Annotated in this window: 18 protein-coding genes and 1 pseudogene; 7 read left to right on the forward strand and 12 right to left on the reverse strand. The window is 44.0% G+C overall.

The genetic code is table 11. From position 1 onward, the window contains the following. Positions 1-51: 51 nt before the first annotated feature. The 7 genes from QNH15_RS13820 to QNH15_RS13850 all read right to left on the reverse strand — a co-directional run bounded on the left by QNH15_RS13820 (position 52) and on the right by QNH15_RS13850 (position 8,452). The gene (locus QNH15_RS13820; RefSeq protein WP_283888988.1) at positions 52-1,398 is read right to left on the reverse strand and encodes an aspartate aminotransferase family protein; all 1,347 of its coding nucleotides are present in this window, start codon (positions 1,396-1,398) and stop codon (positions 52-54) included. 15 nt (positions 1,399-1,413) lie between these two features. Continuing rightward, positions 1,414-2,877, reverse strand: coding sequence for a CoA-acylating methylmalonate-semialdehyde dehydrogenase (locus QNH15_RS13825; RefSeq protein WP_283895566.1), 1,464 nt, complete (start codon positions 2,875-2,877; stop codon positions 1,414-1,416). A gap of 150 nt (positions 2,878-3,027) precedes the next feature. Further along, the gene (locus tag QNH15_RS13830) at positions 3,028-4,599 is read right to left on the reverse strand and encodes a PucR family transcriptional regulator (protein WP_347343382.1); all 1,572 of its coding nucleotides are present in this window, start codon (positions 4,597-4,599) and stop codon (positions 3,028-3,030) included. A gap of 77 nt (positions 4,600-4,676) precedes the next feature. Further along, positions 4,677-4,898: a spore germination protein gene (locus QNH15_RS13835; RefSeq protein WP_283888989.1), complete on the reverse strand. Its 222-nt coding sequence runs from the start codon at positions 4,896-4,898 to the stop codon at positions 4,677-4,679. Positions 4,899-5,015: 117 nt separating this feature from the next. Then, a complete protein-coding gene (locus QNH15_RS13840; protein ID WP_283888990.1) occupies positions 5,016-6,698 on the reverse strand; it encodes a NucA/NucB deoxyribonuclease domain-containing protein in 1,683 nt (560 codons plus the stop codon). Positions 6,699-6,972: 274 nt separating this feature from the next. Then, positions 6,973-7,281: a DUF4870 domain-containing protein gene (locus QNH15_RS13845; RefSeq protein ID WP_283888991.1), complete on the reverse strand. Its 309-nt coding sequence runs from the start codon at positions 7,279-7,281 to the stop codon at positions 6,973-6,975. Positions 7,282-7,399: 118 nt separating this feature from the next. Next, the gene (locus tag QNH15_RS13850) at positions 7,400-8,452 is read right to left on the reverse strand and encodes an anthranilate phosphoribosyltransferase (RefSeq protein ID WP_283888992.1); all 1,053 of its coding nucleotides are present in this window, start codon (positions 8,450-8,452) and stop codon (positions 7,400-7,402) included. Between the two features lie 204 nt (positions 8,453-8,656). Here QNH15_RS13850 and QNH15_RS13855 point away from each other — a divergent pair, with 204 nt between their 5' ends. The 5 genes from QNH15_RS13855 to QNH15_RS13875 are packed head-to-tail and all read left to right on the forward strand — an operon-like array spanning position 8,657 to position 12,574. Next, positions 8,657-9,235, forward strand: coding sequence for a biotin transporter BioY (locus QNH15_RS13855; protein ID WP_283888993.1), 579 nt, complete (start codon positions 8,657-8,659; stop codon positions 9,233-9,235). A 47-nt stretch (positions 9,236-9,282) separates the two neighbouring features. After that, complete coding sequence (locus QNH15_RS13860; protein WP_283888994.1) at positions 9,283-10,752, forward strand: AMP-binding protein; 1,470 nt, start codon at positions 9,283-9,285, stop codon at positions 10,750-10,752. Further along, positions 10,748-11,842: an acetyl-CoA C-acyltransferase gene (locus tag QNH15_RS13865; RefSeq protein ID WP_283895570.1), complete on the forward strand. Its 1,095-nt coding sequence runs from the start codon at positions 10,748-10,750 to the stop codon at positions 11,840-11,842. The genes QNH15_RS13860 and QNH15_RS13865 overlap by 5 nt, the downstream gene beginning before the upstream one ends. Beyond that, positions 11,839-12,258: a MaoC family dehydratase gene (locus QNH15_RS13870; protein ID WP_283888995.1), complete on the forward strand. Its 420-nt coding sequence runs from the start codon at positions 11,839-11,841 to the stop codon at positions 12,256-12,258. The genes QNH15_RS13865 and QNH15_RS13870 overlap by 4 nt, the downstream gene beginning before the upstream one ends. Then, on the forward strand, positions 12,230-12,574 hold the full coding sequence (locus tag QNH15_RS13875; RefSeq protein WP_283888996.1) for a MaoC/PaaZ C-terminal domain-containing protein: 345 nt from the start codon (positions 12,230-12,232) through the stop codon (positions 12,572-12,574). The genes QNH15_RS13870 and QNH15_RS13875 overlap by 29 nt, the downstream gene beginning before the upstream one ends. 197 nt (positions 12,575-12,771) lie before the next feature. Here QNH15_RS13875 and QNH15_RS13880 read toward each other — a convergent pair whose 3' ends face one another. Next, positions 12,772-13,266 carry a cytoplasmic protein gene (locus QNH15_RS13880; protein WP_283888997.1) on the reverse strand — a complete coding sequence of 165 codons (495 nt, stop codon included), beginning with the start codon at positions 13,264-13,266 and terminating at the stop codon, positions 12,772-12,774. A 367-nt stretch (positions 13,267-13,633) separates the two neighbouring features. Next, positions 13,634-14,374 carry a L,D-transpeptidase family protein gene (locus QNH15_RS13885; protein WP_283888998.1) on the reverse strand — a complete coding sequence of 247 codons (741 nt, stop codon included), beginning with the start codon at positions 14,372-14,374 and terminating at the stop codon, positions 13,634-13,636. Positions 14,375-14,606: 232 nt separating this feature from the next. Between QNH15_RS13885 and QNH15_RS13890 the strand changes: the two genes are divergently transcribed. After that, entirely contained in the window at positions 14,607-16,709 is a 2,103-nt protein-coding gene (locus QNH15_RS13890; RefSeq protein ID WP_283888999.1) for a molybdopterin oxidoreductase family protein, read from the forward strand. Continuing rightward, positions 16,661-16,840: a hypothetical protein gene (locus tag QNH15_RS13895; RefSeq protein WP_061970472.1), complete on the forward strand. Its 180-nt coding sequence runs from the start codon at positions 16,661-16,663 to the stop codon at positions 16,838-16,840. Before QNH15_RS13890 ends, QNH15_RS13895 begins: the two co-directional genes overlap by 49 nt. Before the next feature lie 45 nt (positions 16,841-16,885). Here QNH15_RS13895 and QNH15_RS13900 read toward each other — a convergent pair. The 3 genes and pseudogenes from QNH15_RS13900 to QNH15_RS13910 all read right to left on the reverse strand — a co-directional run. Next, positions 16,886-17,191: pseudogene (locus QNH15_RS13900) on the reverse strand (MGMT family protein); the annotation flags it as partial. A gap of 98 nt (positions 17,192-17,289) precedes the next feature. After that, positions 17,290-21,144 (reverse strand): beta-galactosidase, LacZ type, encoded by a 3,855-nt coding sequence (gene lacZ, locus QNH15_RS13905; RefSeq protein WP_283889000.1) that lies wholly within the window; start codon positions 21,142-21,144, stop codon positions 17,290-17,292. 257 nt (positions 21,145-21,401) lie between these two features. Beyond that, entirely contained in the window at positions 21,402-21,887 is a 486-nt protein-coding gene (locus tag QNH15_RS13910) for a DinB family protein (protein ID WP_283889001.1), read from the reverse strand. Positions 21,888-21,990: the final 103 nt, after the last annotated feature.

Below are 21,990 nucleotides of genomic sequence, written 5' to 3' on the forward strand. Positions count from 1 at the left end.
ATACGACAGATTGGAGCCATCGCAAGGGTATATGCCAATGGCTCCGTTTCTTTATAATGCCGCTAGGACTTCTTTTACCGTTTTACCAAGAATCTCGAGGTCTTCATCATTGATATTGAGAGGCGGAGCAAGTGTCAGAACATTATTGTATCCGGCAACTGTATCACCATTTTTGCCAATCAATACGCCTTTTTCTTTGCAGGCCGCAATTACCCCATTGACCTGCTTGGCATCCAACGGAGTTTTGGATTGCTTATCCTCTACTAGCTCAATACCGATCAGAAGCCCTTTTCCACGCACATTGCCGACTAAAGGATGATCTTCAAGTTCACTAAGCTGCTGCATTAGCTTTTCGCCCTGACTCTTCGAATGTTCCACGAGATTTTCATTTTCCATAATTTCAAGGTTTTTCAATGCCACTGCACAGCTGGCGGGATTCCCGCCGAATGTGTTCACATGGCGAAAATAATCATATTCCTCTTCTCCTTTAAACGCTTCATAGATTTCACGTTTAACGGCAGTGGCCGACAGAGGAAGATAGGAACTTGTAATCCCTTTGGCCATGGTCACAATGTCAGGCTGCACATCATAATTCATAAATCCAAATCGTTTTCCGGTTCGCCCGAACCCATTGATCACCTCATCGGAAATGAGAAGGGCTCCATGTTTCTTGCAAATTTCTGCTACCCGGCCCATATAGCTGTCGGAGGGGAGTAGGACACCTCCCCCAGTGATGATGGGCTCCATGATGACACCAGCAATCGTTTCTGAAAGTTCCCAGGTCATCACGCGGTCAATCTCGCCCGCACACTCTTCACTGAAGGTTTCCGGTGTATGATAATCCGGATGCCGGTAGCTGTCCGGAGGTGTAACATGCAGAAATCCTTGTGCCAGGGGTTCGTATTTGTATTTCCGCTGCGCCTGTCCTGTTGCGGCCAGAGCGCCCATCGAGTTTCCGTGATAGCCCCTGTAACGGGCAATAAATTTATGCCGGCCATGCTCTCCTTTTTGCTGATGATATTGCCGCGCAATTTTAAAGGCCGCTTCATTCGCTTCTGAACCGCTGTTTGAAAAGAAGATCACGTAATCTCCGCCCAGCCACTCATTCAGCTTTTCTCCCAGTTCAACTGCCGGCTGGTGGCTCTGCGTTAAAGGATAGTAAGGGAGTTCTTGTAATTGGTCATAGGCGGCTTGTGCCAGCTCCTGCCTGCCATACCCGACGTTGACGGACCAAAGCCCCGCCATCCCGTCCAGATACTTTTTCCCCTCTTGATCTGTGATCCATGAACCGCTTGCCGATTTCACTACCATCGTGGAAGGATTATAGCGCTTCATGGAATGCCATATATATTTTTCATCCTTTTGCTGCAGCACATCTTTTTGCTCAGTTTGCATCACATATTCTCCTCTCTGTTAGACAAAACGGGACGTGATCATCTTTTTGCGTGTATAAAAGTTCAATCCGTCTTTTCCGTTCGCATGAAGATCGCCGTAAAAGGAATCCTTTGCCCCTGAAAACGGGAAAAATGCCATTGGAGCAGGTACGCCCACATTGACGCCAAGCATGCCGGGTTCTGCTTCTTCCCTGAATTGGCGGACCGCTTTTGCATCCTGAGTGTAAAGGGTTGCTGAATTTCCGAATCGGGATGTATTTACAATCTCAAGCGCTTCGTCCAGATCATCCGCACGCAAAATGCTGAGGACCGGCGCGAACAGTTCTTCACGGGCAATTGTCATATCAGGAGTGACCTGATCAAAAATCGTGGCGCCAAGGAAGGTTCCATCCTGATGGCGTTCCATGTCCTCTCTTCCATCCCGTACCAATACTGCCCCTTCTTCCTGTCCCTTTTGAATCAAACCAAGCACCTTTTCCCGGTGGCTTTGGCGGATGACCGGCGTCAAAAGGACTTCATCATCCAGTCCTGATCCCATTTTCATGTGATCTGCCTTTTCTTTTAATGCTTCAACAAATGAATCCTGGTGGCCAACCAAAACGACGGCACTGCACGCCATACAACGTTGTCCTGCACTTCCAAAAGAAGAACTGAGCACATTTTGCACGGCTTTGTCGAGTTCAGCATCCGGCATGACTATATGGTGGTTTTTCGCTCCGGATAGCGCCTGCACCCGTTTGCCCTGGGCTGCAGCTTTTTCATACACATATTTGGCTACTGGCTGGGAACCGACAAATGAGATCGCTTTCACGTCATTGTGCTCGATCAATCCATTGACCACATCATGAGCGCCATGAACGATATTGAAAACGCCTTGGGGCAATCCGGCTTCGTGAAGCAGTTCCGCAAGACGGTTGGCTAGAATCGGCGTGCGTTCCGATGGCTTCAGCACGAATGTATTACCACATACAATTGCCAGTGGAAACATCCAGCAAGGAACCATCATCGGAAAGTTGAAAGGCGTAATTCCGCCCACCACACCAAGCGGATAACGGAACATTTCAGAATCTATGTCTTCAGCGATACTTGACAGAGAATCTCCCATCATGAGGGATGGGGCTCCGCAGGCAAATTCGACGCATTCGATTCCCCGCAGGACTTCACCGTACGCTTCCTTGTAACTTTTCCCATTTTCTTTAACGACAAGCTGTGCGAGACTTTCATGGTTTTCGGTGAGAAGCTGTTGATACTTAAACAGGATCCGTGCCCGTTTGGGAACAGGAACTTTGCGCCACGTTTTAAATGCTGCTTTTGCGGCTTTGACCGCTTGGTCCACTTCTTCCTTCGTTGAAATGGGAACACTCGCCAGCACAATTCCTGTTGCTGGATCGGGAACTTCAAGAAAATCGGTTGCCTGGGAATCGATCCACTGTCCATTGACAAAGTTCTTCAGTGTTTGCACCGTATTCGTTGTTACAGCCATCATCTCACTCCTTATTTTTTAAAAATTCTAAACTTTCCAATTCTATTATATCGATAGTACGGTGTTGTTTCATTAGACAAAGTGTAAAATGATGGGTGGATATTGCTATACATTATGGTAAATTAAAAAAACCGGCTCATCGCCGGTCTTCTACTCCAGTTCCAAATATTCATGGGCCATCGCCGCAAATTCAAGGGCCTGCCTCTTGCCAGGCTGCATAAGGTCGCTTCCAAGCAAATCTTCCAGCTGCTTTAATCGATGATAAAGGGTCTGTCGGACAATGAAAAGGTGACCTGCCGTTTCCTGTTTCGAACCGTTGCACATGAGATAAATTTTAAGTGTTTTTAGCAGTCGGGTTTGATACTTGGCATCATGATCAATGACGGGCTGTAAATAATCTTTTACAAAATCATGGAGCTCCTCTCTTTCCCGGATCATCGAAATGAGCCTGTACATATGAAGCTCATCATATAACGGACTAATTTTCCCATCCGCCAGCTTTGTTTGCAGGCGCAGTGCCTTCTGGGCCGTTTTATAGCTTTTATCCATGCCACTCAGCTGCCCGATGAGTTTCCCCGCAGCCATGTGAACAGCAGGCAGTTTTTGATTCTGTCTGGCTTGTTCCATGCCCTGAAGGAGCCTTTCTTTCATCGTTGGTTTTTCTTTAAGGTTGATCATGATGAAAATAAGCTGTTCCCTTTTGGAATAAGGAAGAATATAAAATCCAAGTGGCTCAAACGCAGAACGAACAATAATTTGTATGTAGGGGTACTGATTTTCCGAAAGCCCGGCTTCCCAGTGCTGCAGCTCCACACAAAATACCGTGGCTCCCTCATGTTTGCTTCTCATCCCCAGCAAAGAAAGATGTTTTTCAATCTCGTCTTCGCGGTGCCTTCCTTCCAGCCATTCCTGCATCCAGCTGTTCTCTTCTGCCCTCCTTTTTTCTGCCGCATACATTTCACGCAGCAGCTGGTTGGCCAGCGCGGTGGCCGTTCGGTCAGCAAGAAGAACATCAAGCTCTGTAAAGGGTCGATTTTCGGAGAAAAGAATCAGCTCGGCCAGCTGGTGGTCGAGCGCCTGTATCGGCTGCCTGATCTGCTTGACTTCCTCCTTGTTTGATTTAATCCTGTGAAGCAACTCATTTTTCTCTTGTTCCTGAAGAACAGGAACGCACAATTCTTTTTGCTGGCTGCACTTAAAGATCACCTGTGATTTCACCGTTTCATGGAGATGATTCAAAATCAAGGCTTGGGGGTCAGAGCCAAGCAAAAGCCTGTTCAGTTCTTGAGAAAAGGCTTCGAGTTCTGAAATCATTTGAAAATGCTGCTGAATCAGGTAGGTGTGAAGATCTTGTGTAATGTCGATAAAGCGTACTTCTTCCTGAAATACGATGATCGGAAATCCATGTTTGTCAGCCAGGTCCATCACTTTAGCCGGTACTTCCTTCAAATGAGTCCCCAGTTCAATACATAATCCCGAAACATTATGTTCGATCAGTTCTTGCACCAATGACAAAAAGGCAGCTTCATCATTTTTCCATGCCATTCCTGTTGACAGAATCAATTCATTTCCATTCAAGAGATTGCCAATCTGTGTCACTTCCATCACATGAACCCATTTAATCAGCCGGTTTAATCCATTTTCTCCGGCAATCACAATGGCTTTTTCAAACATTTCTCTGTTTAAGACATCAGAAACTGTGATTTTTAGATGTAGAACGATAGTGGCACCTCATTCCTGGATCAATATTTATACTATTCACTCTTTTAGTCTACAATAAATCCTCTTTTATTTCGCTATTAATCATTGATATTGCCATTGTCATCAACCTGATCATTATCAAATGTCCGTGTTTCACTGTAATACGTCTGGGTAGCAATATTATTTCCGGTGTTGCCAAATCCTGAGCCGGTATACGATTTCTCGCTTCGTTTAGGCTGAATCACTTTGGCATCACCAAAATTTAATACTGAGCTTTGATGGATTTTTTTAATATCAATCGATCCCACAGTCGCACTCATGTCAAACGCCTCCTTGATTTTGTAGGATATCTTATGTAGGTAATGGTGGAAACTCCACAACAAATTAAAACCATGGCCCCAATGAATATGAGACATGGTTTCATCTTAATGATATGTTTACGGAATGGCGTAAATTTCAACCGTAAATTCCTGGCCATCTGTATTTTCCGGATTGGCGATGTAAAGGTCTTTCATTTTTTTAATATCTGATTTTGCTTTATTGGTTAAATCATAAAATATGGTTTCATCGATGCCAAAACTGTCATCATGCATCACATCGAATTTGGCGCCGGCTGGCCCTGAAGTAATCCTCCATTCGAGCTTGTTAGCATATGCAGGGATATCACCAATCTCAAAGTTATCGCTGGATCGATGGTCCTGTCCGGGTTTGGGGGTTCCATAAGACGAGATGGTCGCCACTTTGACCGGTGCTTTTACTTGCACGTTAAACGCATCCCTGTCCAGGATGCGGTCATAGGCATACCAGGCACCAAGCCATCTTCCTGCCGCGTTATTGGATTCCTTAGAAATCAGGCGGACAGAGAACCAATCCTGTCCGTTCATAGCTGAACCTTCCCACGTCGACGCGAATGGAAACTCATCGCATTCCTTTCCGGTCCGGTCTTCATCCTTAAATTCCTTATTGCAGACAGCGCGGGTTTTGTTTCTGTTTTTTGCATATTCATCCGGATGTCTTTTCGTATACATGCGAGTAAGCGGCATTTTCCCAACGGCACCTGGTATTTTCTTGCCCAGCACATACGGCTTTGTCTCCTCGGGATGATCCATGGCGAATTTCCAATGTTCTCCCGCTTCTTTCAGAGGAGCGAATGCCTGATCTGTAATCGGAACATTCAGGATGGGATCTGCCCGGCTGAAAATCGCTCCCTGCCAAAAATGCTGATCCGGGAAGGCAAACATATATTTTGCAGAATCAAAGCGGACGCGCTGTTTGATTCCTTCTATTGTTTTCGTAAATTTCTTGGGTGGGTGTTTGATGGTGAGCTTGGGAGAGAAATCCATATAACCCACCTGATCGGGATTGATGTCGCTTGGGGATGGAGCATCAGAAAGAAAGGTTTTCAAACCATAGTTGACATTTTTCCATTGCGCAATGGTACGTTCGACTGGCGGTGTATCCGGATCAGGCTTACAGTCTCCCGGATTTATCTTCGCTTCGCATTCAAAATCAATTTTTAATTTGGCTCCGTTCAGTGAAGGGTTGGTCACAAAGATATCGTCAATGCTGTAATAAATCCTCATCTTTCGGCTTTGATTGGAACCGAATCCAATCTCGGTAAACTGGATTTGTACCCCATCATAGGAGCAAATACCAAAACGGCATGACCGCGGCACCTGATACGTGGCCACATGGGACCAGCAGAACGAATAGCGATTTTTAATATAGCCTGTACTTGATCCGCTGTCAGGGCTCCGCCGGCACTCCTCAACCGTGTTGATATGATCATAGTTGAAGGGTGGGGGTTCCCAGCCAAGTGCTGTAAATACCGGTGGACCCATTGGTGATTCATATGAAGTACTTGCATTCCTGTCTTCAGTTTGGATTTCATTCAAGCTTTTTTGTCCTTCGTCGCTCTTTTGTTGCATCTGCTTCTCGCGGTATTTTTCAAGCGATTTTCCTTTTTTCAGTTGCTGTTCCGCTTTTTCAGTCTGGTCGTTACTGATCCAATACGCTCCTCCTTTATCGTTTGCTTGTGCATTTGCTGCAGGTGCAGCTATCCCAGTGATCAAAAATATCAAGAGAACAGCAGAAACGGGAAGCCTGATCAATCTGGCCATTGCTTTACCTCCTCTTTTATTTTGATTTGGAATAAGAGGTGCCAAAAGATGATGATTACTATGCATTTTTGCCTAACAGTACCCTTTAATCCCCCTCCAAATCGCTGTCATATTACTATAGAAATGTAACTCTTTACAATACTTCCCATAGAAAACCCTTCCAACCTCCTATTCTTATAATGATACAACCATTCTCATTAGGCATATGGAAGAACGACCAATGGCATAAAAAAAAGCATCTTTCCTTTTTGGGAAAAATACTTTTTAACCTTTATTAATTGACCCAGGATCCTACAATCGGATACTGAAAATGACGATCGTTCAATGCCCGGACGATACCAATTATTGGTGCAATAATAGCCATCAGTCCGAAGATGATCAGGAATGGAATACCAATGAGCACCCATGACAGGAACGCAGATATACCGATTAATATTCCAATCACAAAGTGAAAGATCAGGGCTTGAAGAGCCAGGCTTTTCACTTCGCGGTCGGCAATGAGCAAGTAAATGATAAGCGGCACCACAATCGGCGCAAACCAGGTGCTCGCATGAATTAAAATACGTAATCCCTTATTTTCCATATGTTTCGAAACTCCCCTTAACTTTCATACTTAGTATACTCTTATCATATACAAGTTATGAAGTCTTGTAACTGAACCTGAGACTGAAATTTGCTACGACTTAAGGCTTAGAAATTCCTCAGGAACCGATAGAACCCTGTAAAACCCCTCGCCACAGGGTAAGCTGTTCTTCCCCTTTTTTCTCATTTAGCAGGCGGTCGGCCAGTTGGGTGCCTTTTTCAATGGTAGGTGTATGGCCCAACAAAAAGAAACGCAGCCCTGCGTTCAGTACCACTTGGTTCCGGTATGGCAACAAAGCATCCGATTGCTCTCCTGCCAGGAGTTGTGTCATCAAACCTGCTTGTTCATCTGCACTCAGCACTTCTTTGTTAAGTTCTTTTTCATGTTTCAAACCGTAATCAGACGGGTCAATAATGATGGACTCGCTTGATTCCGTGCCGATGTTATAAATAAAACTGCTTCGATGAACAGGCAGATCCTCTGACCCTTCCACCCCTTGGACGATATACGCTCTTTCATAGTTTAATTGTTGAAGACTCGGAACAATCTTATTCACCGCTGTTCGGTGAAAAACACCGAGAATGATGGAATTCGCCCCGGACATATCCAAGAGCTTTTCCACGGTATTCATGATGGTCCTAACGCCCATTTCCTCACGGATTTTTCGTAAGTCAGCCAGAGGAGGGCACAGCTTGTCCGTCCATGCAAAACCGATATTTACAGCTTCGAGCGTTGCTTGAACTTCACCTTTCGTCTGTGCAACAGGAACCGAAAGCTTTTCCAGTATCGTTTTTAGCGAAGTCCCGTTTTTGGGAGGAAGCGATTCGCTGGCATGCAAAAATACAGAAAGACCCTGCTGTGATAGTAATATATTGACGGGTATCGTAGCAGCAAACGAGTTGCGGCCGTTATACGGACCTCCGCAATCCAATATACCTCTTTCGGCTCGGGGCTGCTCAAGCCGCTGAGTATGTCTCCTGAATTCATGAATGAAAGCCAGCAGCTCATCCGGACTCTCGGTTTTTATCCGTTCCGCCATTAAAAAAGCGGCCATTTGTGCTTCAGTGGCTTCACCTGAAGTAATACACTTTGCAGCTTCGAGTGCTTCCTCATAGGAAAGGTCTTTCGCTCCTCTTTTTCCCCGTCCTACTTCTTTGATCCATTTTTGCATGGCACGCGCCACCTCTCTTCTCAATTTATTTTAGAATTATCTCATTTCTTTCAAAGATAGGGCAACCGTTTCTTTTAAAGAATAACGGTCATACAGTATAATTCGCTTTATATGTTAACCTTAATAAATATTAAGTTGACATTAGAAATAAGAATCCCTTACCATAAAGTTGTTATAATAAAATGAACATAAGGAGAAAACCAGATGAAAGTGATTGAAATTACTTATGTAGCATTATTTGCAGCAGTTATGGCAGTACTCGGGCTGGTTCCGCCAATTATGCTTTCTTTTACACCAGTCCCTATTACACTCCAGACATTTGGTGTTATTCTTGCAGGAGGTTTACTCGGTGCAAGATTAGGAGCAACCAGTCAAATTCTCTTCCTGGTGATTGTCGCTGCCGGGCTGCCACTTCTTTCTGGAGGCAGAGGGGGCTTAAGTGTATTTGCAGGGCCAAGTGCAGGTTATTTAATTTCATATCCGATTACTGCCTTTTGTATCGGATATCTATTATCCCGTTTACAGCCATTAAAAGTACAACATATTATTTTCATTAATTTAACAGTTGGAATTCTGCTCATCTATGCCATTGGAATTCCCGTTCAAGCCTTCATGATGGATATACCGGTTTTGGCTGCTGTAAAGTTAAGCCTCGTTTATATACCTGGGGACGTAATAAAAGCAGTCCTTGCGTCGCTTTTAGTCTACAAAATTAGAAAAAACCCTTTTTTCTCCCGCTCATTGGCAACAAGTTATATCCATCATGCTTCTAAAAATAGTTAACTACCAGAGACATGTATTGTGTCTCTTTTTTGAAAGGACAGTGCATTGTGCGATTCATTACAGAAACCTATGACTCTTTCGCAAGATTATCCCCCGACCAAACGGCAATTCATACCACTAACCAACAAATCAGTTATAAAAAATGGAACGTGTTAATTAATCAGACGGCCCACTGGCTGCATGCCCTTCCCTCAGAAACCAAAACCATCGGCATCCTGCTGCCAAATGACATCCCTTTTTTACAAATGTTCCTCGGAGCTTGCAAGGCCGGCTGGATTGCTGTTCCTTATGATTTAAAATGGAATCTAACCGAACTAAAACAACGAATTCATCTTTCAAACCCTTCTCTCATTGTAACCACACGAGAGATATACTCAAAAATAAAACATCAGATACCAAATGTGACGGTGCTGCAAGATTGCTTACACAAAATCTCTCAATGTAGCACCTCCTTTGAATGGGAGCCAGAAGATGACCTTCCGTTTTATATTGGTTTTACATCCGGAACCACCGGAAGCCCCAAAGCCTTTATTCGCTCTCAGGACTCGTGGGGCGCCAGTTTTGATTGCAATCGCATTGATTTTGAATTAAATAAAACCGATCATGTACTTATTCCTGGCGCCTTAATCCATTCTCATTTTCTGTATGGGGCTGTAAGCACACTATACTTGGGCGGGACAGTTTATTTATTAGAAAAGTTCTCCACTGCAAAGGTTTTATCATGGACAAACACCTTTCCCATTACAGCCGTCTATGTCGTTCCAACGATGATTGAAGGATTATTGAAAGAAACGATTTCTATCAATAAACCGCTAAAAGTCATCTCATCCGGAGCCAAATGGAATGAAAAATCCAAAATTCAAATCAGGCAAAGGTTTCCTGAACTGTCTCTGTATGAATTTTATGGAGCCAGTGAACTGAGCTTTATTTCAGTGCTTTCCGAAAAAGAAGGAATGCAGAAGGATCGAACAGTAGGAAAACCTTGTTACGGAGTCGAAGTCCAAGTGCGTGATGAGGATCAGGAAATTGTAAAACCATATTCCACCGGGAAAATATACGTCAGAAGCAATTATATGATAGCCGGGTACTTTGATCAAGAAGGAGTCATTCAAACTATTAAGGATGATGAGGGATGGGCTACAGTCCATGATATGGGCTATATTGACGAGGATGGTTTTTTATACATCACAGGTCGTGAACAAAACATGATTTTATATGGTGGAATCAATATTTTTCCTGAGGAAATTGAAAAGGTTATTTCCGTTCATCCGAATGTTGAAGAAGTAGCAATCATTGGTTTATCCGATTCTTATTGGGGCCAGGTGACTGCAGCTGTAATTAAAGGAAAAAATAATCTGACAGAAATGCAGTTAAAGAGGTTTTGCAAAAAGCACTTGTCCTCTTACAAGATTCCGAGAAAATGGTTCTTTCTAAATGAAATGCCCTATACAACCAGCGGAAAGATCGCTCGCGCAGACCTTGTGAAACAGATTGAAAGTCAGGTGAGCCATCATTAAAAGAGCGGTTATTGTAAGAGCTATTCGGACTCCGATCGGAAAAGCAGGTGGAATCTTTAAGGACATTCCCATACATGAGCTTACGGCTCCCGTTCTAAAATATACAGTGGCTGGGGTCGAGGAAAAAATCGATGATCTTATTTTGGGAAATGTCGTCGGGCCGGGTGGAAATGTAGCCAGGGTTTCCGCATTAGAAGCTGGACTTCCCCTCTCACTTACCGGTCTCACCATTGACCGCCAATGCAGTGCGGGACTGGAAGCCATTCGACTGGCTTCGTACCTGATCCAAGGAGGTGCTGGCCAGTGTTACATTGCAGGTGGTGCAGAAAGCTCCAGCACCTCCACCTACTCTGCCAGAGCCAGATTCGCCCCTGATCACATTGGTGATCCCGATATGGGTGTTGCCGCAGAAAACGTGGCTGAAAAATACGATATTTCAAAAGAAGTTCAAGATGAATATGCGCTATTGAGTTATAAAAGAAGCTGGGAATCTTTTGATAAAGGATATTTGGATCAAGAGATCATTCCGGTCGGCACATTCCGCCTGGACGAACAGTTTCTCAAAAAAAGAAAGATGGAGCTTCTCGTACAGAGGGCGAAGCCTCTATTTAAAAAGGACGGTACGGTTACTGCCGCTAACAGCTGCGGGATCCATGACGGAGCGGCTGCTGTCCTTATTATGGAAGAAAACACAGCAAAAAAGAACGGGTTGCAGCCTGTTTTACGATTTATGGATAGTGAGGTGGCTGGTGTTCATCCAAAGTACCCCGGTGCAGCACCAATCCCTGCGATTAGATCTTTATTACAGAGAAACAAGTTAACCATTTCAGATATCGATTTAATTGAAATCAATGAAGCTTTTGCCTCCAAAATCGTCGCTTGCTCAAAGGAACTGACCATTCCTTATGAAAAATTAAATGTTCTAGGCGGAGCATTATCTCTCGGACACCCTTATGGTGCATCCGGCAGTATTATGATGACCCGGCTTTTCCATGAAGTTCAAAGAAGAAAAAATGTTAACTATGTACTGGCAGCGATCGGGAGTGGCGGAGGTATCGGCGTGGCTATACTATTAGAGGTGGTAACATGAAGACAAAAGACCATGAAATTACGTTCAGTCACGAAAAGGTTCAAGAGTTTGTTCAGCTGACGGGGGACCGAAACCCAATCTACCAGAGTATCGATAAGGCTAAAGAATATGGATTTAAAACAATACCTCTGCCCCCGGCTATGCCAAACATAGCCTATCAGTGGATTGAAATTCCATGGAATCTGCAAGACCCTGTTATCCATCGAAAACAGAAATGCGTTCTGCATCAAAGGATGTTTATTGAAGAACGTTATCGTGCAGTGATAAAAGTTACAGATCAATATGAACGCCATCACCATTTTTTTATCCAACAAACTCTCTACCTTTACGACGGAAATGGACTACTTTGCTTTGAAGGTATATCTGATTTGGTAGCGGGGGGATATCATGAGCGTACTCACCTTTCAAATAACTGAAAAGGATGTTGAACAATATGCTGTCATTTCAGGAGATAATAATCCCATTCATCTGGATATCGATGCAGCAAAACAGCATGGGTTTACTGATAAAGTCGCTCACGGGATGTTAACCATTTCCAAAGTACTCGGCGTGCTTTCCAATGAAGTTCTTTCACCCTGCGATGCTATAACAGACTATAATTTCAGCTTTTCAGCTCCAGTTTTTGCAGGGAATCAAATAACGCTCCACATCAACCAAACCGAGAACAGCATCAATGTTTCAGGAGAATGTGAAGACAAGAAAGTCATAAAAGGATCAGTATTTCTTCTATAAAAATGCCTGCGAACTTCCCAGTGATGTGAAGCCTGGAGGCTACCAATTTTTTCGCATGTTTGAAACACATTTGGCCTTTTTAATTCGTTTTTCCCCACTAAGAAGGTGGAGATGCTATATTCTTTTGATTTCCCTGTTTTATCAATATCTAAAACCAAGAGACTTTTTTAAGTCTCTTGGCTTTAGAAGTCATTTACTTATTTTACAACTATTAAAATTTTATCAAGAAAAGACAGCTTTTGGCTTGGTTTTGTTACACGATTGTTTAGAAGAATCTCGCCGTTTTTAATCTTTTGAACGATTTCAGTTCGACTCCAATCTTCAATATAGTCTGCAAGTGTACGGTCTAAACGGAAGCTGCCTTCAACTGAAGATATGTTAATTTCACAGGATGTTTCAGTTGATATAAAAAGAGAAATTTTCTCACCATGCTGGATTAATTCTGTTGCGACAAGATTGGCTGGGTCAACATGTTCAGAAAACGATTTATAGATATCTAGCTTCTTGTTCCACGAATGATTCTTCGGACATTTATAGATGGCAAACTGATAGATATTTTTACCGTTCGCGTTATGTCTTTGAATCGTTGTATCTGTAAAAATCGTTACTTTCCCGCACATTTTGCATTGCTTTTTCACTGTATCGGCTTCCTGTTTTTTACGAAGCACTAAAGAGTATTCCTCTGTTTGCATTTACTTCACCTCGAAATAGTAGCGAGGGAATACAACTTCTATTTGAAAGTCTTACAGGACGCAAAAAAGCTCCCCCTTTAGCAAGGAGAGCGAAGAACGCATCGGTAAAAAGTTAACGGACTGCAGTTCGCTGTACTTCCTCTGTAATGGGATGTAGACAGACTTCTCCCGTGGTCAAAAACGAAATGTTTTTTACGGTTGAGAAGCGATCCAGTTGTTTCCATTACAGATTATATGTTGGCATACAGGTCACTGAAGTTCCTTTCTTTCAAACAGATTAGTTTAACTTTACCATATTTTATATGAAATGGAAATACTTTTTTAAGTCTCTTGGCTTTTATGAGATCCAAATTATAATTCTCATTCCTCACAGCATACCAAGCGCTTTCTTGGTCGCCGGACCTACAAGGCCATCCACCTTCAGCTTCTTCACCTTCTGGAACTTGCGAACCGCAGAATCTGTATTTTTGCCGAAGATGCCATCGATTCCTTTGGTGCTGTAGCCCTTTTGTGTTAAGAGCTTTTGCAATTCCTTCACTGCCTCGCCCTTGCTTCCCTTTTTTAAGGTGCCGGTGGAATAGGCCGGCAGTGATGACCCCTTTCCTTTCAAGCCATAGGCTGATGCGATGGAATCATACGATTTGCTTGAGCTCACAATGACTACAGGTGTATTCACTTTTACTCTCGTAAACAGCCATTGCACCTCATTATTGTACATACGGATGCAGCCTGCACTTGCATAGGTGCCAATTGACTTAGCATTGTTGTTTCCATGGATGGCATAAGTGGTGCCCCATGTTCCCCTGGCGTTCAATCCGAGCCACCGGTTTCCGAGTGGATTTCTGGGATCTCCCCCTGGAATGTGGCCACTGTAATAGGGCCGGTTTACAATTTTGTTTACAACTTTGAACTTTCCTTCCGGTGTGTAAGATTTTTGTCTTCCGGTTGCCACTTTAAATACACTTTTGAGCCGGGTATTTTCATAGTACGCCAATTCATTTTTCGATTTATTGATGATAATGAATTGGCTGGCGGCTGCTGCCTTGGCCGGGTGGGCAAAGAACAGAAGAAAGCTAAACGTTAACAAAAGCACGACAAATTTTTTCATGGATTCCCTTCCTTACATAAGATTTGCTGTTTGTTGCCAAACAATAAATCATATGCATCATCCACTGGAATAGATTACAAATTTTACAAAAAGATGTCGTTTGCGTTAAAATTCTGCTTTTCGTTTATGTATGCTTTTTTCTAAAGAATCCTTTTCATTTTGTTCAAATTCATTGATAATATAGAGAATATCAACTTACAAAGGCAACTATGAGCTTCGAAAGGAGTAACCAATGAGCACATATACGACAAAGGAAAATGGTATTTTTCCTTCTGTATGCCCACTTGACTGTCCCGACCAATGTGGTCTGCTTCTTCATAAAAAAGACGGAAAAATCATAAAAGTACAAGGAGATCCGGACCATCCTGTCACACAGGGCAATATCTGCAATAAAGTAAGGAATATGCCTGAGAGGCTGTATGATCCGAAGCGGCTGACAACTCCACTTAAGAGAATTGGCCCGAAAGGAAGCCTGGAATTTGAACCGGTCAGCTGGGATGAGGCGGTTGATACGATTACGTCCAAATGGAAAGAGCTTGTAGCTTTCGAAGGGCCTGAGAGCATTCTCCCCTACAGCTTTTATGGAAACATGGGGATTTTAAGTGCCGAGGGGATGGACCGGCGTTTTTTCCATCGGCTTGGTGCGAGCCGGCTTGATCAAACCATTTGTTCTGTAGCCGGATCGGTTGGTTACCGTTACACAATGGGCGGTGGTTTCGGCATTGACCCTATGGACACCGCCCATGCCAAGCTGTTTATTTTTTGGGGAATCAATGCCGTCAGCACGAATATGCATCAGGTGGCACTCGCCCAAAAAGCAAGGAAAAACGGAGCAAAAATTATCGTGATTGATGTTCACAAAAACCGGACGGGTATTCTTGCTGACTGGTTTATTCCGATCCTTCCTGGAACAGACAGTGCGCTGGCCCTTGGCATCATGAACTTTCTTTTTGAAAACAACATGGCCGATATGGATTTCTTAAAAGAGTTTTCCACAGGTTATGAAGAATTGATCGAACATGTTAAGCAATATGACCTGCATACTGTAGCTGCCATTACAGGCGTTTCTGCAGATGATCTGAAAAAGCTCGCACTTGAGTATGGAACGGTCTCTCCTTCGTTCATCCGGATCGGAAATGGCCTGCAGCATCATGACAACGGCGGAATGGCTGTACGCACCATTGCCTGCCTGCCCGCCGTAACCGGGCAATGGCTGAAAAAGGGCGGCGGTGCCATTAAATCCAATTCCAGCTATCTGTCCCATAATACAGCTGCTGTGCAGCGTCCGGACCTTTTGAAGAACAAAAATACCCGGATCATTAACATGAATCAAATCGGCAGTGCGCTTCTGGAAGCGGAACCGCGCATCTCGTCATTGTATGTGTATAACAGCAATCCGGTGGTTGTGGCACCTGAAGGAAATAAGGTAAGAAAAGGATTCGAGCGGGAGGATCTCTTTACAGTGGTTCACGATCTCTTTCTGACCGAAACCGCTGCCTATGCAGACATTGTGCTGCCTGCCACCTCTTCATTTGAAAATACCGATTTTTACACCTCCTACTGGCATAAACACGCTCATTTGCAAGAGCCGGTCATAATGCCGTATGGAGAAAGCAAGTCAAATCCCGACGTGTTTCGTCTCCTTGCTGAAGCCATGGGGTTTGATGATCAAGCATTTAAAGATTCAGACGAAGAAATGATCGAACAAGCTTTTGAACACCCGGCCAATCCTTACGTGGAGGATATTAGCCTGCGGACACTAAAAAAAAGCAAGTTTGTTAAATCCAAGAATATCCCGCTGTTCTCGCGAAAGCTTTCCACCCCAAGCGGTAAAATTGAATTGTATTCCAAACAGATGGAACGCGACGGCCACCCTCCGCTTCCGACTTATATTCCGCTGCCGGAAGACGGAGATCATCCCTTTCTGTTTGTGCCGGGGCCGAATCACAACTTTTTAAATTCAACCTTTAGTAATAATGATAAGCATATCCAGCTGGAAAAAGAGCCGAAAGTCCATCTGAATGCCCGTGATGCCGTTGAATTGGGCGTAGAAAATGGAGACTTGATCCGTATCTGGAACGACCGTGGGGAATGTCAGCTTCATGCTGCAGTTGGAGAAAATGTTTTGCCAGGCGTAGCGGTAACGATGGGGCTATGGGCAGACCTGCCTGGAACCAAACAGCTGGTCAATACCCTGACACCAGACCGGATCGCCGATATGGGAGGGGGCGCCACCTTCTTTTCGGGCAGAATCAGTATTGAAAAAATTTCTTTCAGGAGGATATCATGTACCAAAGCAGGATCCGGCCAAAAAATGATGACCGAAAAAATGTAAACACCACACTCAGCCAGTCCCTCTACAAAGAAATTAAGTCCCTGGCTGCCAGACTTGACCGTCCGGCCAACGATTTGCTCGAAGAAGGCATGCGGCATGTGATTGAAAAATATAAAAAGAAACGCACATAATTAATCAAAAAGGATGTACATTCCGGTATGGGGTGTACATCCTTTTTAACATTCTGGCCAATACTGGTAAACAGTCAAATTAATTTTACCCTCAGGACTCACTGCAATCCCTTCACTCTCCAAAGACAGTTTTTGGACCGCATACATCTCTTCATCCTTGAACCCAATCTCGCCCTTCGCATTGATGACACGGTGCCACGGGAGCTGATGTTTTTTGCTCATGGAATGAAGAACCCGGACGACCTGTCTTGCTGCCCTGGGACTGCCAGCGAGCTTTGCAATCTGGCCGTACGTCATTACCTTGCCTGTTGGAATAGTTTTTATGATCCTTACTACCTCATCTGTAAAACTTCATCATTTTCCCCTTACATCCTTTTTCTATAGTGTACATGAAAAACCGGCACAGCTGACCCTAGCTGTACCGGTTAAATTATTCTTATTTTTGTCCATTACTTAAATTTGGCGTCCGCCCAGTCTGCATGATCCCAGGAATTTCCGTCACCGGTATCCGTGACGATCAGCTTCAGTTCTTTTTTGCCGAAAAGATCAATGTTCACAAACTTGGCTTCGGAGTTTCCTGTCATTTTTCCACTTTCGAATTTGGTTTCGCCGTCTACCTGAACCTCAAATGAAATGCTTCCATTGCTTCCTACTTCTTTATCCACACCGACCCATGACTCAAATGATTGGTATCCTTTATCTGCAATATCATATACGATCTCCGAGTTGGCATGGGTTCCGATTCCCTTACTGTAGGTGACAACCCCATTTGGACCCTGAAGTTTTAATGGATTGGAATCGATGCTCTTGTCCCTCTGGATAGTCGCCCATCCGGTAGTGGCACTTTTCCATTCGAGATCCGAAAGAAATTGTTCCGACACCACATTAAATTTGACCACGTATTTTTCCTTGATGAGCCCATCGTTCGATACCGCTGTGAGAACCGCTTGTCCAGGCAGGTCTTTTGCCTGCTCAATATGAAGTTTAATGTTTTTATCAGCAGCTTCTGCGGCAACAACAGGGATCCGGTCAGCAGCACCTTTGAAAATTTGCATTTCATAGCTGTTGACATCCGAATTAAACCCTTCAAGCGGCTTCCCATCGACGGTTACATTTTTAACGATTTCTGTAGCCACAGATTTTTTGCTGAGCTTCATCGGGGACTCGTCAGCAGTAAATGGTTTGAGGCGATAGCTGTAGGAATACGGCTTGTTAGCATATAAGGTAAACTCCGGATGTGTTCTTGCTCCCCAGCTATTGTCTCCTCCGACACCCATCTGCTTATAATTCAGGCTGACCACCACATCATCAAGTTTTGTCAGTTCATATGGATGTTTGGCCGATTCAATATCATCCTCTGAATAACGCAGAGCGGAAAATTCAATCAACGGCAAACCTGCTGCCATTAATCCAGTTCCATCCGGGCGCGTAAAGGCGGCCCACCGTACATCCGTTTTGTTACCTGTTTCCTGCGGTTCCACATACGGGAAGAACTGTCGGTCAACTAAATCCTTGTAAACACCTACGTCAGCACCGGTATTTCGGTCCCAGTAATTTTCGATAGGACCGCGGCCGTACCAGCTGATCTTTTTAAAATCTTTAGGGAGTTTCAATTCCATTCCTACGGCAGGAATTTCCGGCAATCCCTCGCCGGGTACAACTGTGCTTTTAACTATAACGTCGCCGCTGCCGTATACCGTGAACGTTACTTTGTAATGAGATTCTGTGGTTGAAGGCAGTGTCGCCAGTACGCGCAGTTCAACCGCTTTCGAGCCCACTTTCTTCATGTCCACTTTCTGAACGTCCATATCTCTTCCTGCATGCCGCCAGGTTCCTGTACGTTCCGGCATACCGTTTCCTTTGTCATTGTCATTCGGGGCTCGCCAGAAGTTCGGCATCGGGCCTGAAGTGAAGAGCTCTTTGTTATGAAATTTAAAGGATGTAATCGTGACCTCGGATTTATTAAAATTGATCTTGAAATCCTTTCCGGTTACTTTTACGTTTTGACCTTGATTCTTCACGTTGATATCGCTCATCTTCTTCATGTTTAATGCCGGAGCTGCAGGAGCTTCAAACGGCAGCTTGAATTGCTGTGTCGCTACCGCATATCCCTTTCTTGCCCATGAAGTATCTTTTTTCAAGGTGAACTGAACATTGAGCCAGTATTCCTTCCCTGGTTTCAAGTCAGGCCTATGATAAGGGACGGTCACTATTTTAGTTTGTTCCGGTTTAATGTTAAGTTTGCCGAAGTTACCTTTCTCGACTACCTTTCCGTCTTCCTTCAGCGTCCATTTCGCGTTATATTGGCTGAGGTTCGTAAAGAGATTTTCATTCTTGATTTTTATTTTTTTCTTGGCCAGGTCTTCTTCTTTAATATCAATATTCTGGTAGACTTTTCTGACCTCGGTCAACTCTGGTTGAACCGTACGGTCAGGTGATACAAGTCCATTGGCCATAAAGTTTCCATCATTCGGATTATCGCCCCAGTCACCGCCGTAGGCAAAATACCATTTCTCCTTGCTTCCTTCAGGTGTGGGCCATTTTAATGGCTGATCCACCCAATCCCAGATAAATCCGCCCTGGAGATTCGGATATTTGTCAATCACGTCCCAATATTGATACAGGTTTCCTACACTGTTCCCCATGGCATGTGCATACTCGCAGAGAATATAAGGGCGTTTGATGCCCGATTTCCCCCACTCTTCTACACTTTCGACACTTGCATACATATGGCTTTCGACGTCTGTCCATCGGTTATCTCCTTCATAATGGATGATTCGTGTAGGGTCCGCCATGTGGGCCCATTCTGCCATCTTCTTGAACGTATCACCTGTTCCTGCTTCATTGCCAAGGGACCAGATGAGGATGGAAGGATGGTTTTTGTCCCGTTCAACCATGCTTTTGATACGGTCCAATGATGCCGGAAGCCACCTTGGGTCACTCTTTGGCAAAACATTATTGGCTCCATGTGATTCGAGATTCGTTTCGTCAATGAGGTAAAGACCGTATTTGTCAGCAAGTTCATACCAACGCTCCTGATTCGGATAATGGGAGGTGCGTACCGCATTGATGTTGTGCTTCTTCATCAATTTAATATCCTGGATCATTCGTTCTTCCGTTATCGCACGGCCTCTTTCCGGATCTGCTTCATGGCGGTTTACGCCTTTAAAAACAATCGGTTTTCCGTTAATCAGCATCTGTCCGTCTTTCAGTCCAAATTCCCTGAAGCCGACCTTTGTGCTTTCGGTTTCAATCAATTTGCCTTTGGAATCTTTCAAACTTAACACCAGAGTGTAAAGATTGGGATCTTCTGCGGACCACTTTTTTGGATTTTTTACAGGCTGTTGAATTGAAACTGCTGCTTCTGAATTCCCTTCAGCAGAAATGTTTGTTTTTGCCGGTGTTTTTAATACCGGTTTGTCCTTGTTATCGTAAAGCATCGCTTCAATGGTTTGATTATTTGCCGCTTTTTCTGTTGAATTTTTCATTCTGGCTTTGACCTTTAACGTGGCATTTTTATAGTTCTCATCCAGATCTGTTTCCACCTTGAAATCGTTCACGTGAACATTTGGTGTAGAAAAAAGATAAACATCACGGAAGATACCGCTTAAACGGATAAAATCCTGATCTTCCAGCCAACTGCCGTCGGACCAGCGGTAGACTTCTACTGCGATGGAATTTTTGCCCGGCTTCAAGTATTTTGTAATATCAAACGCAGCCGGTGTATAGCTATCTTCACTGTATCCAACCTTTTTACCATTCACCCAGACATAAAACGCGGATTCAACCCCTTGGAATGAAATATGGACGGGCTGCCCGTTCCAATTGTTCGGCACTGTAAAACTGCGTTTGTAGGAGCCTACAGGATTATATATTGTCGGGGCAGAAGGAGGATTTGGTTTTTCGTAGCCGGTCCACGGGTAGGTGATATTCGTATAGATCGGATAATCATAGCCTTTTAGCTGCCAGTTGGAAGGAACATCAATCTTGTCCCAGTCTTTAATATTGTAGTCTTCTTTATAAAAATCTTCTGGACGCTCTGCCGGATTTTTTGACCAGTGAAAATCCCACTTGCCATTTAATGACTGATAATACGATGACTTTGAACGCTCTCCTTTTAAAGCTGATTGAACATTCTTGTAGGGCATGAGTGTTGCATGTGCTGGCTCCCGGTTGACCTGAAAGGTTTCAGGATTATTGTTCCATTCAGGATTTTCCTGATTCTCTGCATATACCGCCTGACCGGTGCCACATGCAAACAGACCTGCCAATGTGCAGGTAAAAAGCAGCTGTTTTACTCCCACTTGCCATTCCTCCCTATCAATGAAATCTATGGACTGTAATGGACGCTCGTTCTTCCCCCCTTTTACATTTTTTCTGAATGGATTGTAATCGCTTACATCTAGTTTAACAAGCTAAACCAATGAAGTAAGTCCCGGACATCTTCACTTTTTTGCGAATTTATGGATTATTTTGTTATCTATTAATTGAATAAGATAAAAGTTATGTACCCACAGCAAAAAGCCCCTGCAATGATGCAGAGGCTCTCAGGAACAGGCTTTTAATATAAATCAAACATATTGATGTCATAACCCTGTTCTTTCATGTAGTTAAACAGCTGGGCGCGGTGGTGCTGGGCATGGGTCACAATTTCAATCAGCCATTTCGCCTGAGCCGTCCCATGATCCAAGTAGAAGGCCTTTGTTTCTTTACGCAAAAAATCATCCTCTTCAAGGCTTTCCATATAGCGCCTGACCTCAGTCAGTCCTTCTTTCATGAATCCCGTCCACTGCGCCGGATCATGTTCCTTGGACAGGCTTGCTTCAAGTTCCCGAATGTCTTCCTCAGGTTTCTCCTGGAGGATCAGGAGATCGGTGAACGGAACCGAAACCAGATGCAGCACCACTTCATGCAAGGAACGCATATTTTCACGGGGCCTGTAGTCCAGATGGTTGGGGGAAATCTTTTCGATCAGGTTTGAGGAGGTTCTGACGATCAGTTCCAGTTCATTCAGAAGAAGTTCTTTCATTTCATTTGTTCCACTCAATTGTCTCACTCACTTCCCAAAAATAATGAATACATCGGGTGTCATGGTCTTCCAGCTTTTATTTCGACGTGTCCCCCTTTTCTTCCTTGCAAAAATACAAAAA

Source organism: Fictibacillus enclensis (genome assembly GCF_030123385.1).
Lineage (GTDB): Bacteria > Bacillota > Bacilli > Bacillales > Fictibacillaceae > Fictibacillus_C > Fictibacillus_C enclensis.

What these genes read in the sequence shown, in the direction of transcription:
- QNH15_RS13835 (WP_283888989.1), bottom strand. Translation starts at nt 4,898, where the DNA reads ATGAGTGCGACTGTGGGATCGATTGATATTAAAAAAATCCATCAAAGC.
- QNH15_RS13845 (WP_283888991.1), bottom strand. Translation starts at nt 7,281, where the DNA reads ATGGAAAATAAGGGATTACGTATTTTAATTCATGCGAGCACCTGGTTT.
- QNH15_RS13890 (WP_283888999.1), top strand. Translation starts at nt 14,607, where the DNA reads ATGAGCACATATACGACAAAGGAAAATGGTATTTTTCCTTCTGTATGC.
- QNH15_RS13870 (WP_283888995.1), top strand. Translation starts at nt 11,839, where the DNA reads ATGAAGACAAAAGACCATGAAATTACGTTCAGTCACGAAAAGGTTCAA.
- QNH15_RS13850 (WP_283888992.1), bottom strand. Translation starts at nt 8,452, where the DNA reads ATGCAAAAATGGATCAAAGAAGTAGGACGGGGAAAAAGAGGAGCGAAA.
- QNH15_RS13875 (WP_283888996.1), top strand. Translation starts at nt 12,230, where the DNA reads ATGAGCGTACTCACCTTTCAAATAACTGAAAAGGATGTTGAACAATAT.
- QNH15_RS13880 (WP_283888997.1), bottom strand. Translation starts at nt 13,266, where the DNA reads ATGCAAACAGAGGAATACTCTTTAGTGCTTCGTAAAAAACAGGAAGCC.
- QNH15_RS13855 (WP_283888993.1), top strand. Translation starts at nt 8,657, where the DNA reads ATGAAAGTGATTGAAATTACTTATGTAGCATTATTTGCAGCAGTTATG.
- QNH15_RS13840 (WP_283888990.1), bottom strand. Translation starts at nt 6,698, where the DNA reads ATGGCCAGATTGATCAGGCTTCCCGTTTCTGCTGTTCTCTTGATATTT.
- QNH15_RS13825 (WP_283895566.1), bottom strand. Translation starts at nt 2,877, where the DNA reads ATGGCTGTAACAACGAATACGGTGCAAACACTGAAGAACTTTGTCAAT.
- QNH15_RS13885 (WP_283888998.1), bottom strand. Translation starts at nt 14,374, where the DNA reads ATGAAAAAATTTGTCGTGCTTTTGTTAACGTTTAGCTTTCTTCTGTTC.
- QNH15_RS13895 (WP_061970472.1), top strand. Translation starts at nt 16,661, where the DNA reads ATGTACCAAAGCAGGATCCGGCCAAAAAATGATGACCGAAAAAATGTA.